Genomic DNA, 13,895 nt, shown 5'->3' with positions numbered 1-13,895 from the left:
ATGACCGCCAGCACGGACGCCATCGCCATCCGCCTGCAGGCGGTCAGCCACACCTTTGCCGGGCGGCCGGCACTGTGCGAGCTGAGTGCGGACATCCGCCGCGGTGTGATTACCGGGCTGGTGGGGCCGGATGGTGCCGGCAAAACCACCCTGATGCGGCTGATGGCAGGCCTGCTCAAGGCCAGCGCCGGCAGCATCTGCGTAGAGGGGCTGGACCCGGTGAGCGCCGGCGATACGCTACGGCTGCAGCTGGGCTATATGCCGCAGAAATTCGGCCTGTACGAAGACCTCACCGTGCTGGAAAACCTCAGGCTGTATGCCGATCTGCGTGGTGTCACCGGCCAGGCCAGGGCGGATAGCTTCGAGCGCCTACTGGCGTTTACTGATCTGGCCCGCTTTACCGACCGGCTGGCCGGCAAGCTGTCCGGCGGCATGAAACAGAAACTGGGGCTGGCCTGCACCCTGCTCGGCTCGCCGCGCATCCTGTTGCTGGACGAACCCTGTGTCGGTGTCGATCCCATTTCGCGCCGTGAGTTGTGGCGCATGGTCAGCAGTCTGGCGGATGGCGGCATGGCGGTGTTGTGGAGCACCTCCTATCTGGACGAGGCCGAACTGTGCGGCGAAGTGCTGCTGATGCACGAAGGCCGGCTGCAATACAGCGGCAGTCCGCAGGCGCTGATGGACAGCATGCAAGGGCGCAGCATGTTGTTGCAGGACATTGTCGGCAACCGGCGGCAGGTGCTGCAGCGTGCGCTGCGCAGCCCTGCGGTGATTGATGGCGCTTTGCAAGGCCATGCGGTGCGGCTGGTGTTGCGCGAGGCCGGGGTATTGCCTGATCTGGCCAGCCTGCAAGCCGGGCCGGATGCCAGCTTGCAACGGGTGAAACCGCGGCTGGAAGATGCCTTTATCGATCTGCTGGGTGGCGGGCCGGGTGGCGATTCACCACTTACCGAACACATGCCTCCCGTGCGGCTACCTGCTGGGGTGGATGCTGAAGCCGTTATCGTGGCCGAGCAGCTTACCCGCCGCTTTGGCGATTTTGTCGCCACCGATCATGTGGATTTCCGCATCCGCCGTGGCGAAATATTCGGCTTGCTCGGCCCCAATGGCGCGGGCAAATCCACCACCTTCAAGATGATGTGCGGCCTGTTGCCGGTCAGCAGCGGCGAGGCGCGGGTGATGGGGCTGGACCTGAAAAAATCCGCCAGCCAGGCACGGCAGCAAATCGGCTATATGGCACAGAAATTCGCCCTGTACGGCAATCTGAGCGTGGCGCAGAACCTGGGTTTTTTTGCCGGCATCTATGGCCTGTCCGGTGCTAGTCAGCGCGCGGCGGTGGCCGACATGGTGCGGGTATTCGGCCTGCAGCCTTTTCTTGCCATGAATGCCGGCGAATTGCCGCTGGGTTTCAAGCAGCGGCTGGCGCTGTCCTGCGCGCTGATGCACCAGCCGCCGCTATTGTTTCTGGACGAGCCCACCTCCGGGGTGGACCCGGTCAGCCGGCGTGAATTCTGGAGCCATATCAATGGCCTGGTCGACAAGGGGGTAACGGTGATGGTGACCACCCATTTCATGGACGAAGCCGAATATTGTGATCGCATCGGGCTGGTTTACCGTGGGCGCATGATCGCCGCCGGCACACCGGATGCACTCAAGACCATGGTGGCCAGTGCTGAACTGCCCGACCCCAGCATGGAAGATGCCTTCATCGCGCTGGTGGAGCGCGACGACCGGCAGCGGGAGGCCACATGAGCCTCAGCCTGCGTCGCCTTGCCGCGCTGTGCCGCAAGGAAAGCTATCAGATCGTGCGTGACCCCAGCAGCATCCTGATTGCCTTTGTGCTGCCAGTGTTGCTGCTGTTCATCTACGGCTATGGCATCAATCTGGATGCCAACCGGGTGCGCCTTGGCATCGTGCAGCAGGATGGAGGGGTGGAAGCCAGCCGTCTGGTGCAAACCCTGCAAGCCTCGCCCTATATCGCCGCCAGCCTGTCGAACTCCGAAACAGCCATGCGCCAGCAATTGCAGCTGGGCAGTGTGCGTGGGGTGGTAATCCTGCGCAGCGATTTCTCGGCCAAGGTCAGGCAAGGCCAGGGCGCGGCCGCCATCCAGTTGCTGACCGATGGTGCCGAACCGAATACCGCCAATTTTGTCGCCAGCTATGTGCAGGGCGTGTGGCAGCTGTGGCAGGCCCAGCGCCTGCCAGGCCAGGCAGAGCCCGCCGGGCTGACGCTGCAGGCGCGCTACTGGTTCAATCCCACCACGGTCAGCCGCAACTACCTGGTGCCGGGTTCCATTTCGGTGATCATGACCATCATCGGCGCACTGCTTACTTCGCTGGTGGTGGCACGTGAATGGGAACGCGGCACCATGGAAGCGCTGCTATCCACCCCGGTGACCCGGGCCGAGCTGCTGCTGTCCAAGATCATTCCCTACTACCTGCTGGGCATGGCTGCCATGGCCATGTGCGTGCTGGTGGCCACGCTGGTAATGGGCGTGCCGCTACGCGGTTCGCTGTGGGTATTGTTCCTGGTGACCAGCCTGTTTCTGGGCAGTGCGCTGGGGCTGGGCCTGTTGCTGTCCACCACCACGCGCAACCAGTTCATCGCCGCCCAGTTTGCGCTGACCGCAGCTTTTCTGCCGGCCATCATGCTGTCCGGTTTCGTGTTTGAAATCCGCAGCATGCCGCTGGCGGTACAGGCGGTGACTTACCTGATTCCGGCACGCTATTTTGTCAGCGCCCTGCAGACCTTATTCCAGGCTGGTGAAATCTGGCCGGTGCTGCTGATCAACCTGCTGTTTCTGCTGCTGTCTGCCGCCTTCTGGCTGGGGCTGACCGCCTGGCGGACGCCGCGCCGACTGGATGGCAACTGAGATGTGGCAACGCCTGTTCACCCTCATCCGCAAAGAAATGCAGGCCCTGCTGCGCAGCCCGCAAAGCCGCCGCCTGCTGATCGCCCCGGTGCTGCTGCAACTGCTGCTGTTTCCCTTTGCCGCCACGCTGGAAGTGAAAAACAGCACGCTGGCGGTGTTCAACCAGGATGGCGGCGCGGCCTCCATCGAACTGGTACAGCGGCTGGCGGCCACCCAGGCCTTTCCGCAAGTGCTGATGCTGCACAGCCAGCAAGAAATGCAGCAGGTGATCGACCGCCAGCAGGCGCTGCTGGCCATCAGCCTGCCGCAGGATCTGTCGCGCAAGCTGGCGGCTGGCCAGAGCGTGGCCGCCCAGGCCATCATCGACGGGCGGCGCAGCAATAGCGCGCAAATCGCCTATGGCTATGCCCTGCAGGTGATCCAGCAGTTTGCTGCCGAGCGCAGCCATCAGTTGCCGCCGGCCAGGCTGGTGGTGCAGAACCTGTACAACCCCAATCTGGAATACCGCTGGTTCGTGCTGCCCAGCCTGGTGGCCATCATCACCACCATCGGCTGCCTGATGGTGACGGCGCTGTCGCTGGCCCGCGAACGCGAGGAAGGTACCTTCGAGCAACTGCTGGTGTCGCCGCTGACACCAGGCTACATCATGGCCGGCAAGGCCCTGCCTGGCATGCTGGTGGCGCTGGTGCAGGGCTGCATCATTGCCGCAGCCGCAGTATGGGTGTACCACGTGCCGTTCAGCGGTACGGTGGGGCTGCTGATTGTGTCCATGCTGTGCTACGGCCTGTCGCTGGTGGGCTTCGGCCTGCTGATTTCCGCCCTCAGCAGCAATCAGCAACAGGCGTTTTTAGGGTCGTTTGCCTTCATGTCGCCAGCAGTGATTTTGTCCGGCTACATGGCTCCGGTGGAAAACATGCCCTTGCCGCTGCGGCTGGTCAGCGCGGTGGACCCGCTCAGCCACTTCATCATCATCGTCAAGGGCATTTTCCTGAAGGGCTATGGCTTTGCCGAAGCCTGGCCGCAGCTGTGGCCGCTGCTGGCCATTGCCGCCAGCACGCTGGCACTGGCCTATCTGATGTTCTTGCGCAGGAGTCACTGATGTCATCTCGCCAGCGGATTTTCCTTTTCATGGCCAGCGCGGCGTTAAGCGCCTGCGCGGTGGGGCCGGATTACCAGCCACCAGCCACCAGCCTGCCTGCGCACTACCATTTCCAGCCCGCCAGCGCGACCAGCCAGACGGTGCAGCAGCAGTGGTGGACGGTGTTTGACGATGCCGCACTCAGCCAGCTGGTGGAGCAGGCATTGCAGGCCAATCTGGATCTGGCCCAGGCCGAAGCAAGGGTGCGCCAGGCCCGCGCCAGCCTGGGCCAGGTGGATAGTGCCTTGTGGCCGCAACTGAGTGCCGGCGCGCGTAGCGGCCGTGACCAGTTCAGCCGCAATAGCGAAAACTTTGCCAATATCCCGCTGGCCAATCCCAAAACCGGTTTCAACGACTACCGGCTGGGGCTGGATGCCAGCTGGGAAATCGACCTGTTCGGCCATACTGCGCGCAGTCGCGAAGCAGCGGCGGCAAGGCTGGACAGCCTGCAGCAACAACAAGCGGATATCGCCTTAAGGGTGGCAGCCGAGGTGGCACGCAATGTGATCGACTATCGCGGCTGGGCAGCACGCCAGCGCAATGCCCAAATCCAGCTGGCCGACGCACAGGAAACCTTGCGCCTGACACGCTTGTTGCGGCAGAGCGGCGAAGTGTCCGACAGCGAGCTGAACCAGGCCGCCGCTAGCGTGGCCAGCCTGCAAGCCACGCTACCGCCCTTGCAGACGGCGCAGGGTGCGGCGCTGACCGCCTTGAGTGTGTTGCTGGATCAGCCACTGGCGGTGGTGGAAGCGCGGCTGGCCGGTGAGCGGCCGATACCGGCCACGCTGGCACAGCCGCCTATCGGCCTGCCGGCAGATTTGCTGCGCCGCCGCGCCGACATCCGCCAGGCCGAGCGCGAGCTGGCGGCCGCCACCGCCGATATCGGCGTAGCAGTGGCCGAGCAATACCCACGGCTGGTGCTGGTGGGCAGTGGTGGCTGGGATTCCATTCACGAGGGCAATCTGACTGCAGCTGCCAGCCGTTTCTGGAATGTCGGCCCGCAACTGAGCCTGCCCTTGCTGAATGGTGGCCGGCTGAAAAACCAGGTCAGTGGCCGTGAAGCAGCCCGCGATGCCGCCCTGGCGGCTTATCGGCAAAAAGTGCTGGGCGCGCTGGCCGATACCGAAACCGCCCTGTTGCGTTACCAGCAGGAGGGGCAGCGCCAGCAAGCCTTGTATGGCAGCCTGCAATTGGCTGGCCGCCAGCTGGACATTGCGCGGCAGCGGCTACGGGTGGGCGAAGCGGCACAGACTGAAGTGCTGGGACAAAGTCAGCAACTGGCGCTGGTAAAGGAGCAATGGCTGGCATCGCAGCAGGCGCAGGCGGAAAACCTGGTGGCCTTGTTCAAGGCGCTGGGCGGGGACGTGAAATGAATTTCCCGGCGTAGTGCCGGGAAGGAAGGTTGGCTGATGCGGCCTGGCAGCCACACCAGCCAGGCAGGCTGGCTCAGGCGGCTACACAGGCGGCACGGCGGTAGTAGTTGTCGTAAGGGCCGTCGGACTGCAGCACAAAGCCCTGGCGCTGGTAAAAGCCATTGGCCCGGCTGCCCTTGAGCACTTCCACCTGTACCGGCAGGCCCATTTCGTCGGCCTCGGCCAGCAAGGCCAGCAATACCTGGCTGCCCAGGCCACGGCCATGCCAGGCCGGCTGCAGGTAGAACTGGTCAATCAGCAGGCCATCTGCGGCCGGCTTGAGCGAGACACAGCCCACGCGGCGGCCCTCCACCACGATGTGGCGACAGTATGCCGGCTGGAACTGTTCGGTAAAGCGCTGGCGTGCCCGCACCGGGTCGTAGCGCCCCAAGGCCTCCAGACTGACCCGCAAGGCGCGCAGGCGCAGCGCCAGCAATTCGTCAAAATCAGCGGCACAGGCCGGCGCAAAGTGAAAGGCTGTCATGCTCACTCCTGGCTGCCGGACATACCGGCGTAGTCTGCAAGGTTGGGGGAAGGCTACGGGATGCTAGTCGAACAGTGCCGCCATCTGGCGGGCAGCGGCGGCGGGGTCGGCGGCATCGAACAGGCCACCGATGACGGCGATGGCACTGGCACCGGCAGCGACTACCTCGGCGGCATTGTCCGGGGTGATGCCACCGATGGCCACACTGGGCAGGCCCAGCTTTTTGGCCTCGGCAAACAGCGATAGCGGCGCTGCCACGGCATGGGGCTTGGTGCGCGAGGGAAACACCGCGCCAAAGGCCACATAGCTGGCACCGTCGCGGGCCGCCTGTTCGGCCAAGGCGATGTCGTTGTAACAGGACACGCCGATGATGGCATTCGGGCCCAGCACCGCACGGGCATCGGCCACCGAGCCGTCAGTCTTGCCCAGATGCACGCCATCGGCTTCCACGGCGCGGGCCAGGGTGACATCGTCGTTGATCAGGAACAGCACCTGCCGGCTCTTGCACAGGCTGGCCAACAGGCTGGCCTGGCGCAGGCGGCGCACGGTGTTGTCGCTCTTGTTGCGGTATTGCAGGATGGCCACGCCGTTGTCCAGCACGCGACTGACTTTGGCCAGCAGTTGCTCGCTGTCATCCGCCTCCGGCGATACCGCATACAAGCCCTTAATCACTGTCACCCTCTGCTCCTTCGTCTTCGCGGGCCCAGAACATCCGGTCCGGGATGTATTGGCCCATGCCCGGGCGGAAACCCGCCACCAGGCTTTGATAGGTATATTCCTGTGCTTCGCGTACCGCCTCCGGCAGCATCAGGCCGGTGGCCAGCATGCCGGCAATGGCCGATGCCAGGGTGCAACCGGAGCCGTGATAGCTGGCGGGCAGCCGTTCCCAGCGGTCGGCACGTACGATGCCGTTGGGACTGTACAGACTGTTTATGACTTCTTTGGTATTTTCGTGTGTGCCGGTAATCAACACATGCGGGCAACCCAGCGCCAGCAGACGCTTGGCGCATTCGTCCAGGCTCAGTTCTTCGTCTTCGTCCGGGTCGTTCATCGCCAGCCGGCGTGCTTCCATGCTGTTGGGGGTGATGATGGACACTTGCGGAATCAACAGGTCGCGCATGGCGGCGATCAGGTCGTCATCGGCCAGCTCGTGGCCGCCGCCGCTGCGCAGCACGGGGTCCAGTACCACCGGCACGTCCGGATAGTCGGCAATCAGCTGCGCTACCACAGCGACGTTTTCCACGCTGCCCAGCATGCCGATCTTGAACACCAGCACCGGAATGTCTTCCAGCAGAAAGCGCGCCTGGTCGTTGACCAGGTCGGAATCCAGCACCATGAAGTCATCCACCCCCACGGTATCCTGCACGGTGATGGCGGTAATGACCGACAAGGGATGGCAGCCCAGACTGGCCAGGGTAAGGATGTCGGCCTGGATGCCGGCGCCGCCGGAGGGATCGGAACCGGCCAGGGTCAGTACGGCTGGCGGGGGGGGCAATGTGGACAAGGCGGTAACCTCTTTGGTCAGATCGTGCAGCAGCAATTAGAATGACTATTTTAACCGAGCTTGGGATAAACGTATGCGCACCTGGATGTGTCTGATCTGCGGTTTCATCTACGACGAAGAAGCCGGGCGACCGGAAGACGGCATCGCGCCGGGAACGCCGTGGGAAGATGTGCCGCCCAACTGGACCTGTCCCGATTGTGATGCCCGCAAGGACGATTTCGAAATGGTGGAAATCTAAGCTGCGGGCAGCAGTGCATCATCATGGCCTGCAGGCCGTGGCAAGGAATGTGGCATGAAACAAGTTTGCAGAAAAGTCTTTTCCCACGCGGCACTGGTACTGGCGCTGGTCAGCTGTGCTCAGGTCAACACCACCAATAGTGGTGCGGTGGGGATTAATCGCAGCCAGAACATGTGGCTGAGTGCGCAGGAGGTGGAGCAGTCCTCGGCCAAATCCTATGCCGGGCAGCTCAGTCAGGCGCGGGGTGCGGGCAAGCTCAATACCGACAAGGCACTCACGGCAAGAGTCCGGCGTGTGGCGCAGCGGCTGATTGCCCAGACCCCGGTGTTCCGCCCCGATGCGGCGCGCTGGAAGTGGGAGGTCAATGTGGCGCAGACGCAGGAGCTGAATGCCTATGCGATGGCGGGGGGCAAGATCATGGTGTATTCCGGCCTGGTGACGCGGCTGCAGCTGACGGATGACGAAATGTCGGCCGTCATCGGCCACGAAATCGCCCATGCGCTGCGCGAACACAGCCGGGAAACCATGAGCCAGGCCTATGCGCAGCAAATGGGCCTGTCGGTGGTGGGTGCGGTGGCCGGGCTGAACCAGAGTCAGCTTAATCTGGCCGGCATGGCGGCGGATGTTGCCCTGAGCAAGCCGCACAGCCGCACCATGGAATCGGAAGCCGACATCATTGGCCTGGAGCTGATGGCACGCGCCGGCTACAACCCCAATGCCGCCGTGAATGTGTGGAAAAAAATGATGAGCAGCGGTGGTAGCAACGGGCCAGAGTTCCTCTCCACTCACCCGTCCGGGCCAACGCGCATCAGCGATTTGCAGGCGCATATCCCGCAAGTGATGCCGCTTTATCTGCAGGCCAAGCGTGGTTGAATCGCGTGTTTCACGTGAAACGCCGTCCGCTAATCGTCTGAATGGAGTCTGAATTGGCTTACCTGTATCTCAAGGCTTTCCACATCATTTTTGTCACCTCGTGGTTTGCCGGGCTGTTTTACCTGCCGCGCATTTTCGTCAATCTGGCCATGGCTGCACCGGGTGCGGAATACGACCGCCTGTTGCTGATGGCACGCAAACTGTATCGCTTCATGACGCCGCTGGCGGTGCTGGCACTGGCACTGGGCATGTGGCTGTGGCAGGGCTTTGGTATTAGCGGTGGCTGGCTGCACGCCAAGCTCACCCTGGTGGCGCTGCTGATTGCCTACCACCTGTACTGCGGCAAGCTCTACCGCGACTTTGTCGCCGGCAGCAATCGCCACAGCCATGTCTGGTACCGCTATTTCAATGAAATCCCGGTGCTGGCGCTGTGTGCAGTGGTGATTCTGGTGGTGGTGAAGCCGTTTTGAAGCTGTTTTGCTGTCGGTGTGGCGTGTGTCGCCGCGCCGACCTTATGAATGAATGCAGGGCCGAGCGCCCTGAACGGGAAACAACAGCATGGGACTGGAAATCGAACGCCGCTTTGTGATCAGCGATGACAGCTGGCGTGGCCTGGCCGAGGGCGTGCAATACCGCCAGGGCTATCTGTCGGTGGAAAAGGAACGTACCGTGCGGGTGCGCATTGTCGGCGAGCAGGCCTGGCTCACCCTCAAGGGCAATATCAGCGAGATCAGCCGCCACGAATTCGAATACGCCATCCCGCTGGCCGATGCCCAAACCATCATGGACGCCATGTGTCCGATGGTGGTGGACAAGCTGCGTCACCGCATCGAATTTGGCGGCTTTGTCTGGGAAGTGGACGAATTCTTCGGTGAGAATGCCGGGCTGGTGCTGGCGGAAATCGAACTGCCCGCCGAAGACACGCCGTTTGAAAAGCCGCACTGGGTGGGCGCGGAAGTCACCCAGGACGGGCGCTACACCAATGCCTATCTGTCGAAGAACCCTTACACCAGCTGGCCGCAGCGCTGAAATGCCAACACTGCCCCGCCCAGCTGTGAAAAAATAACGCTTTCGCCAGCATGGATTCAGTGGCGCAGGCCCTGCTTTGCCGGCAAACCAGATTCAGGCAGCAAACCAGACCGGTTTGCGCCCTACCCGTCATAAGGAAACAGCATGTCCCGCAATCTCGAACTGTTTGAACGTGGCAAGAAAACCATCCCCGGTGGCGTCAATTCGCCGGTACGGGCCTTCGGCTCGGTTGGCGGTACGCCGCGCTTTGTCAAAAAGGCGCTGGGTGCACATTTCTGGGATGCCGACGACAAGCAGTACATCGACTACATCGGTTCCTGGGGCCCGGCCATTGTTGGCCATGCCCACCCTACCGTGATCAAGGCGGTACAGGATGCCGCAGTGGACGGCCTGTCCTTTGGCGCGCCCACCGAAGCCGAGCTGGATATTGCCGAAGAAATCTGCAAGCTGCTGCCCTCGGTGGAGCAAGTGCGGCTGGTATCGTCCGGCACCGAAGCCACCATGAGCGCCATTCGTCTGGCACGTGGCTTTACTGGCCGTGACGCCATCGTCAAGTTTGAAGGCTGCTACCACGGCCACTCCGACAGCCTGCTGGTGAAGGCCGGTTCCGGCCTGCTCACCTTCGGCAACCCCTCTTCCGGTGGCGTGCCGGCCGACTTCACCAAGCACACCCTGGTGCTGGAGTACAACAACGTCGAGCAGCTGGAACGCACCTTCCAGGAAATCGGCGAGCAGATCGCCTGCGTCATCCTGGAGCCGATTGCCGGCAATATGAACCTGATCAAGCCGTCGGCAGAGTTCGTGCAAACCCTGCGTGCGCTTACCGAAAAGCACGGCACGGTGTTGATCTACGACGAAGTGATGACCGGTTTCCGTGTCGATCTGGGCTGCGCCCAGGCGCTGCACGGCGTCAAGCCGGACCTCACCACACTGGGCAAGGTGATTGGCGGCGGCATGCCGCTGGCTGCTTTCGGTGGTCGTGCCGACATCATGGGCTGCATCTCGCCGCTGGGTAATGTGTATCAGGCCGGCACCCTGTCTGGTAACCCGGTGGCCGTGGCAGCTGGCCTCACCACGCTCAAGCTGATTCAGGAGCCGGGCTTCCATGCCACCCTCAGCCGTCGCACTGCGCGTCTGGCGCAAGGCCTGGCCGAAGCGGCCAAGGAAGCCGGTGTGCCGATGGCCACTGACAGCGTAGGCGGCATGTTCGGCATCTATTTCTGCGACGCCGTGCCCACCAGCTACGCCCAGGTAACAGCCTCGGACCGCGAACGCTTCAACCGCTTCTTCCACGCCATGCTGGAAGAAGGCGTGTACCTGGCGCCGTCGGCCTACGAAGCCGGTTTTGTCTCCATCGCCCATACCGACGACATCATCGAACAGACCATCGCCGCCGCCCGCCGTGCGCTGGCGCGCATCTGAGTTCACGGCTCACGTTCAAGGACTGCATCCGTCTGGCAGCCCGCAAGACAAACCGCCCACCCTTGGTGGGCGGTTTTTGTTTGTCTGTAGCGCCTGCAAACTGCCGCAAACAGTCAGGCTCAGGCACAATAGCCCGCTGAATTTTCCTGTTCCCACCAATGCAAACCACCACCTCCCAGCGCCTGGCCTGGCGCATTCTGGCCAATGAAGCCGGCATCCGCCTCACTCCATGCATCCAGCAGCCTGAAGGCAGCGGCTGGAGCCGTGGCCGCATGCTGCCGCTGGGGCGTTTGCTGGATCAGGCTGCGCAGTGGGACTGGCTGAGTGCGCAGGACCGGCTGGTGATCGGCCAGCTTGAGCGCACCCATCAGCTGGCGGATGGCAGCAGCCTGGCCGAGCTGGAAGGCGAAGCCGCCCTGCCCTTGCTGCTGGGTCATCCGGCCTTGTTCTGGGAAGAACAGCCGGCACAGCCGGTCATGCTGGAAGCGGGCCAGATCAGCCTGTTGCTGCAGCGTCAGCAACAGCAGATGGTGCTGCAACTGAGCCCGCCCGGCATTGCCGCCTGCCAGCATTGCCTGTGGCAGCGTAGCGGCCCAAACAGCCTGCTGGTGTACTGGCCGGGGCCGGAGATTCGCCAGCTGGCAGCCTTGCTTGGTCACAGCCTGACCGTGCCACTGGCCGCGCGCAAAAAACTGCTGGAGGCGATAGGCGACATGGTGCCGTGGCTGCCGGTCGAGCTAGTGGAGGCAGATGATGGTGCGGACCTGCCTGCCATGCCGGCCGACCCACGGCTGTTTGCTGTGCTGGTACCGCTGCCGGAAGGCTTGCGCCTGCAACTGCGCTGCCGGGTGGCCGAGCAGGCCGCCTGGTATCCGCCGGGGCGCGGGCCATGGCAGCAAGTGGCGCTGGAGCAAGGCCAGCCCATCCGCTTTCAGCGCCAGTTGAGCGAGGAGAAACAGGCGCTGGCAGCTTTGTTGCAGGATTGTCCGGCACTGGCGGCAGCCCGGGCCGACCCCGATGGGGTACTGCAATGGCTGCTGGCCGATCAGCAGCAGGCCTTGCAAGTGGTGCAGCAACTACACGCCATCGCCCCGCAGCGGCTGGAGTGCGTCTGGCCGCAGGGACAGCGCATGCGCATCCAGGCCCAGGCCGGCCTGCCGCAGCTGCGGTTGAAGACCAAGCGCAAGAACGGCTGGCTGGAAGTGACCGGCGAGGTGCAGGTGGACGAAGACCGTGTGCTGCAGCTGCGCCAGTTGCTGGAAGCCTTGGCCCATCAGCCCGGTCAGTATCTGCGTCTGTCCGAGCAGGACTGGCTGGCCTTGTCCGATAGCCTGGTCGCCCGGCTGCAGCAGCTAGCCATGCTGGCCGACCACGCCCTGCCCGACGGGCTGCGCTTGAGCCTGCTGGCGGCACCGGCGCTGGCAGAACTGGCAGGCGACATCGATCGCATGGAGGGCGATGCCGGCTGGCAGCAATTGCTGGCACAGCGGAACAGCCTGCGCGTGTTTCAACCTGAGGTGCCGGCCACCCTGCAGGCCAGCTTGCGGCCCTATCAATTGCAAGGTTTTGCCTGGTTGTCGCGGCTGGCGCATATCGGGGCCGGCGCCTGTCTGGCCGACGACATGGGCCTGGGCAAGACGGTGCAAACGCTGGCCGTGCTGCTGGACCGTGCACATCTGGGGCCGCAGCTGGTGGTGGCCCCCACCTCGGTGGCGCTCAACTGGCTGGCCGAGGCCGCCCGCTTCGCCCCCAGCCTGCGCTTGCGCCCTTATCAACAGCAGCGCGACTTATCCACAGTCGGGCCGCAGGACCTGGTGATTGCCAGTTACGGCCTGCTGCAATTGCAGGCCGATGATTTTGCCGAGGTGCACTGGGCCAGCGTGGTGCTGGACGAGGCGCAGGCCATCAAGAATGCCGCTACCAAACGCGCACAGGCGGCACAAAGCCTGCGGGCAGATTTTCGCCTGGCCGCCAGTGGCACGCCGGTGGAAAACCATCTGGGTGAATTGTGGAGTTTGTTCCGCTTTGTCACGCCGGGTTTGCTGGGCAATGAGGACAAGTTCCAGCAGCGTTTTGCCCAGCCTATCGCCGAGGGTGATGAAGAGGCCCGTACCACGCTCAAGGCGCTGATCCAGCCCTATCTGCTACGCCGTACCAAGGCCGAGGTGCTGACCGAGCTGCCACCGCGCACCGACATCACCCGCCGCATTCCCCTGTCCGAGCAGGAGCTGCATGTGTACGAGGCCATGCGCCAGCAAGCGCTGCAAAAGCTGGCCGAGGTGGATAGCCAGGACAAGAAAACCATGCAGGTGCTGGCCGAGCTGACCCGCTTGCGCCGTTTCTGTTGTCACCCGGCCCTGTTGCAGCCAGACACTGCCCTGCCGGCCAGCAAGTTTGTCTTCTTCTGCCAGCTGATGACCGAACTGCTGGACAACGGCCACAAGGCGCTGGTGTTCAGCCAGTTTGTCGATCATCTGGCCTTGGCGCGGCAATGGCTGGATGAACAAGGCATTGCCTACCAGTATCTGGATGGCGCCACGCCGGGCAAGCAGCGCAAGGCGCGCATGGACGCCTTTCAGGCTGGCGAGGGCGAGGTCTTCCTGATCAGCCTGAAAGCCGGCGGCACCGGGCTGAACCTCACCGCCGCGGACTATGTGATTCATCTGGACCCGTGGTGGAACCCGGCGGTGGAAGACCAGGCCAGCGACCGCGCCTACCGCATGGGCCAGCAGCGGCCAGTCACCGTGTACCGGCTGGTGGCGGAAAACACCATCGAAGAAAAAATAGTCGCCCTGCATGCGGAAAAACGCGCACTGGCCGACAGCTTGCTGCAAGGTGGCGACCTGGCAGCGCAACTGGACGGTGCGGCTTTGCTGGCCTTGTTGCAGGACCACTGATGCTTGTTTTGCTCAACATCCTATG

At 63.3% G+C, this 13,895-nt stretch carries 13 protein-coding genes; 10 read left to right on the top strand and 3 right to left on the bottom strand.

The features are described 5' to 3' along the window. From H2Z84_RS07805 to H2Z84_RS07790, 4 genes are read left to right on the top strand one after another with little or no spacing between them, the layout of a single operon-like run. Positions 1 to 1,752, top strand: a complete 1,752-nt coding sequence (locus tag H2Z84_RS07805) for an ATP-binding cassette domain-containing protein (RefSeq protein ID WP_258869334.1) — start codon at positions 1 to 3, stop codon at positions 1,750 to 1,752. Continuing rightward, the gene (locus H2Z84_RS07800; protein WP_181835478.1) at positions 1,749 to 2,873 is read left to right on the top strand and encodes an ABC transporter permease; all 1,125 of its coding nucleotides are present in this window, start codon (positions 1,749 to 1,751) and stop codon (positions 2,871 to 2,873) included. The genes H2Z84_RS07805 and H2Z84_RS07800 overlap by 4 nt, the downstream gene beginning before the upstream one ends. Before the next feature lies 1 nt (position 2,874). After that, on the top strand, positions 2,875 to 3,972 hold the full coding sequence (locus H2Z84_RS07795) for an ABC transporter permease (RefSeq protein WP_181835477.1): 1,098 nt from the start codon (positions 2,875 to 2,877) through the stop codon (positions 3,970 to 3,972). After that, the gene (locus H2Z84_RS07790; protein ID WP_181835476.1) at positions 3,972 to 5,384 is read left to right on the top strand and encodes an efflux transporter outer membrane subunit; all 1,413 of its coding nucleotides are present in this window, start codon (positions 3,972 to 3,974) and stop codon (positions 5,382 to 5,384) included. Before H2Z84_RS07795 ends, H2Z84_RS07790 begins: the two co-directional genes overlap by 1 nt. A gap of 73 nt (positions 5,385 to 5,457) precedes the next feature. Here the strand turns inward: H2Z84_RS07790 and H2Z84_RS07785 are convergent, their stop codons facing one another. The 3 genes from H2Z84_RS07785 to thiD form a co-directional block, all read right to left on the bottom strand. After that, the gene (locus H2Z84_RS07785) at positions 5,458 to 5,907 is read right to left on the bottom strand and encodes a GNAT family N-acetyltransferase (RefSeq protein ID WP_181835475.1); all 450 of its coding nucleotides are present in this window, start codon (positions 5,905 to 5,907) and stop codon (positions 5,458 to 5,460) included. A gap of 63 nt (positions 5,908 to 5,970) precedes the next feature. After that, complete coding sequence (thiE, locus tag H2Z84_RS07780; protein WP_181835474.1) at positions 5,971 to 6,585, bottom strand: thiamine phosphate synthase; 615 nt, start codon at positions 6,583 to 6,585, stop codon at positions 5,971 to 5,973. Beyond that, positions 6,572 to 7,411, bottom strand: coding sequence for a bifunctional hydroxymethylpyrimidine kinase/phosphomethylpyrimidine kinase (gene thiD / locus H2Z84_RS07775; RefSeq protein ID WP_137008976.1), 840 nt, complete (start codon positions 7,409 to 7,411; stop codon positions 6,572 to 6,574). Before thiD ends, thiE begins: the two co-directional genes overlap by 14 nt. Positions 7,412 to 7,484: 73 nt before the next feature. Between thiD and H2Z84_RS07770 the strand changes: the two genes are divergently transcribed. The 6 genes from H2Z84_RS07770 (at position 7,485) to H2Z84_RS07745 (ending at position 13,870) form a co-directional block, all read left to right on the top strand. Further along, positions 7,485 to 7,649, top strand: coding sequence for a rubredoxin (locus tag H2Z84_RS07770; RefSeq protein WP_045845915.1), 165 nt, complete (start codon positions 7,485 to 7,487; stop codon positions 7,647 to 7,649). Positions 7,650 to 7,703: 54 nt separating this feature from the next. Next, positions 7,704 to 8,522, top strand: coding sequence for a M48 family metallopeptidase (locus tag H2Z84_RS07765; protein ID WP_181835473.1), 819 nt, complete (start codon positions 7,704 to 7,706; stop codon positions 8,520 to 8,522). 53 nt (positions 8,523 to 8,575) lie between these two features. After that, positions 8,576 to 8,992 carry a CopD family protein gene (locus tag H2Z84_RS07760; protein ID WP_258869333.1) on the top strand — a complete coding sequence of 139 codons (417 nt, stop codon included), beginning with the start codon at positions 8,576 to 8,578 and terminating at the stop codon, positions 8,990 to 8,992. An 88-nt stretch (positions 8,993 to 9,080) separates the two neighbouring features. Next, on the top strand, positions 9,081 to 9,551 hold the full coding sequence (locus H2Z84_RS07755; protein WP_181835471.1) for a CYTH domain-containing protein: 471 nt from the start codon (positions 9,081 to 9,083) through the stop codon (positions 9,549 to 9,551). Between the two features lie 144 nt (positions 9,552 to 9,695). After that, positions 9,696 to 10,973, top strand: coding sequence for a glutamate-1-semialdehyde 2,1-aminomutase (gene hemL, locus H2Z84_RS07750; protein WP_181835470.1), 1,278 nt, complete (start codon positions 9,696 to 9,698; stop codon positions 10,971 to 10,973). A 158-nt stretch (positions 10,974 to 11,131) separates the two neighbouring features. Continuing rightward, the gene (locus H2Z84_RS07745; RefSeq protein ID WP_181835469.1) at positions 11,132 to 13,870 is read left to right on the top strand and encodes a DEAD/DEAH box helicase; all 2,739 of its coding nucleotides are present in this window, start codon (positions 11,132 to 11,134) and stop codon (positions 13,868 to 13,870) included. Positions 13,871 to 13,895: the final 25 nt, after the last annotated feature.

This window comes from Aquitalea aquatica, assembly GCF_013911085.1.
GTDB lineage: Bacteria > Pseudomonadota > Gammaproteobacteria > Burkholderiales > Chromobacteriaceae > Aquitalea > Aquitalea aquatica.
This window is presented reverse-complemented; position numbering and strand designations above follow the sequence as displayed.

Bases quoted from the DNA above. Each gene is read 5' to 3' on its own strand.
- H2Z84_RS07800 (WP_181835478.1), top strand. From the start codon at position 1,749: ATGAGCCTCAGCCTGCGTCGCCTTGCCGCGCTGTGCCGCAAGGAAAGC.
- H2Z84_RS07795 (WP_181835477.1), top strand. From the start codon at position 2,875: ATGTGGCAACGCCTGTTCACCCTCATCCGCAAAGAAATGCAGGCCCTG.
- H2Z84_RS07785 (WP_181835475.1), bottom strand. From the start codon at position 5,907: ATGACAGCCTTTCACTTTGCGCCGGCCTGTGCCGCTGATTTTGACGAA.
- H2Z84_RS07770 (WP_045845915.1), top strand. From the start codon at position 7,485: ATGCGCACCTGGATGTGTCTGATCTGCGGTTTCATCTACGACGAAGAA.
- H2Z84_RS07745 (WP_181835469.1), top strand. From the start codon at position 11,132: ATGCAAACCACCACCTCCCAGCGCCTGGCCTGGCGCATTCTGGCCAAT.
- H2Z84_RS07755 (WP_181835471.1), top strand. From the start codon at position 9,081: ATGGGACTGGAAATCGAACGCCGCTTTGTGATCAGCGATGACAGCTGG.
- H2Z84_RS07790 (WP_181835476.1), top strand. From the start codon at position 3,972: ATGTCATCTCGCCAGCGGATTTTCCTTTTCATGGCCAGCGCGGCGTTA.
- H2Z84_RS07805 (WP_258869334.1), top strand. From the start codon at position 1: ATGACCGCCAGCACGGACGCCATCGCCATCCGCCTGCAGGCGGTCAGC.
- H2Z84_RS07765 (WP_181835473.1), top strand. From the start codon at position 7,704: ATGAAACAAGTTTGCAGAAAAGTCTTTTCCCACGCGGCACTGGTACTG.
- hemL (WP_181835470.1), top strand. From the start codon at position 9,696: ATGTCCCGCAATCTCGAACTGTTTGAACGTGGCAAGAAAACCATCCCC.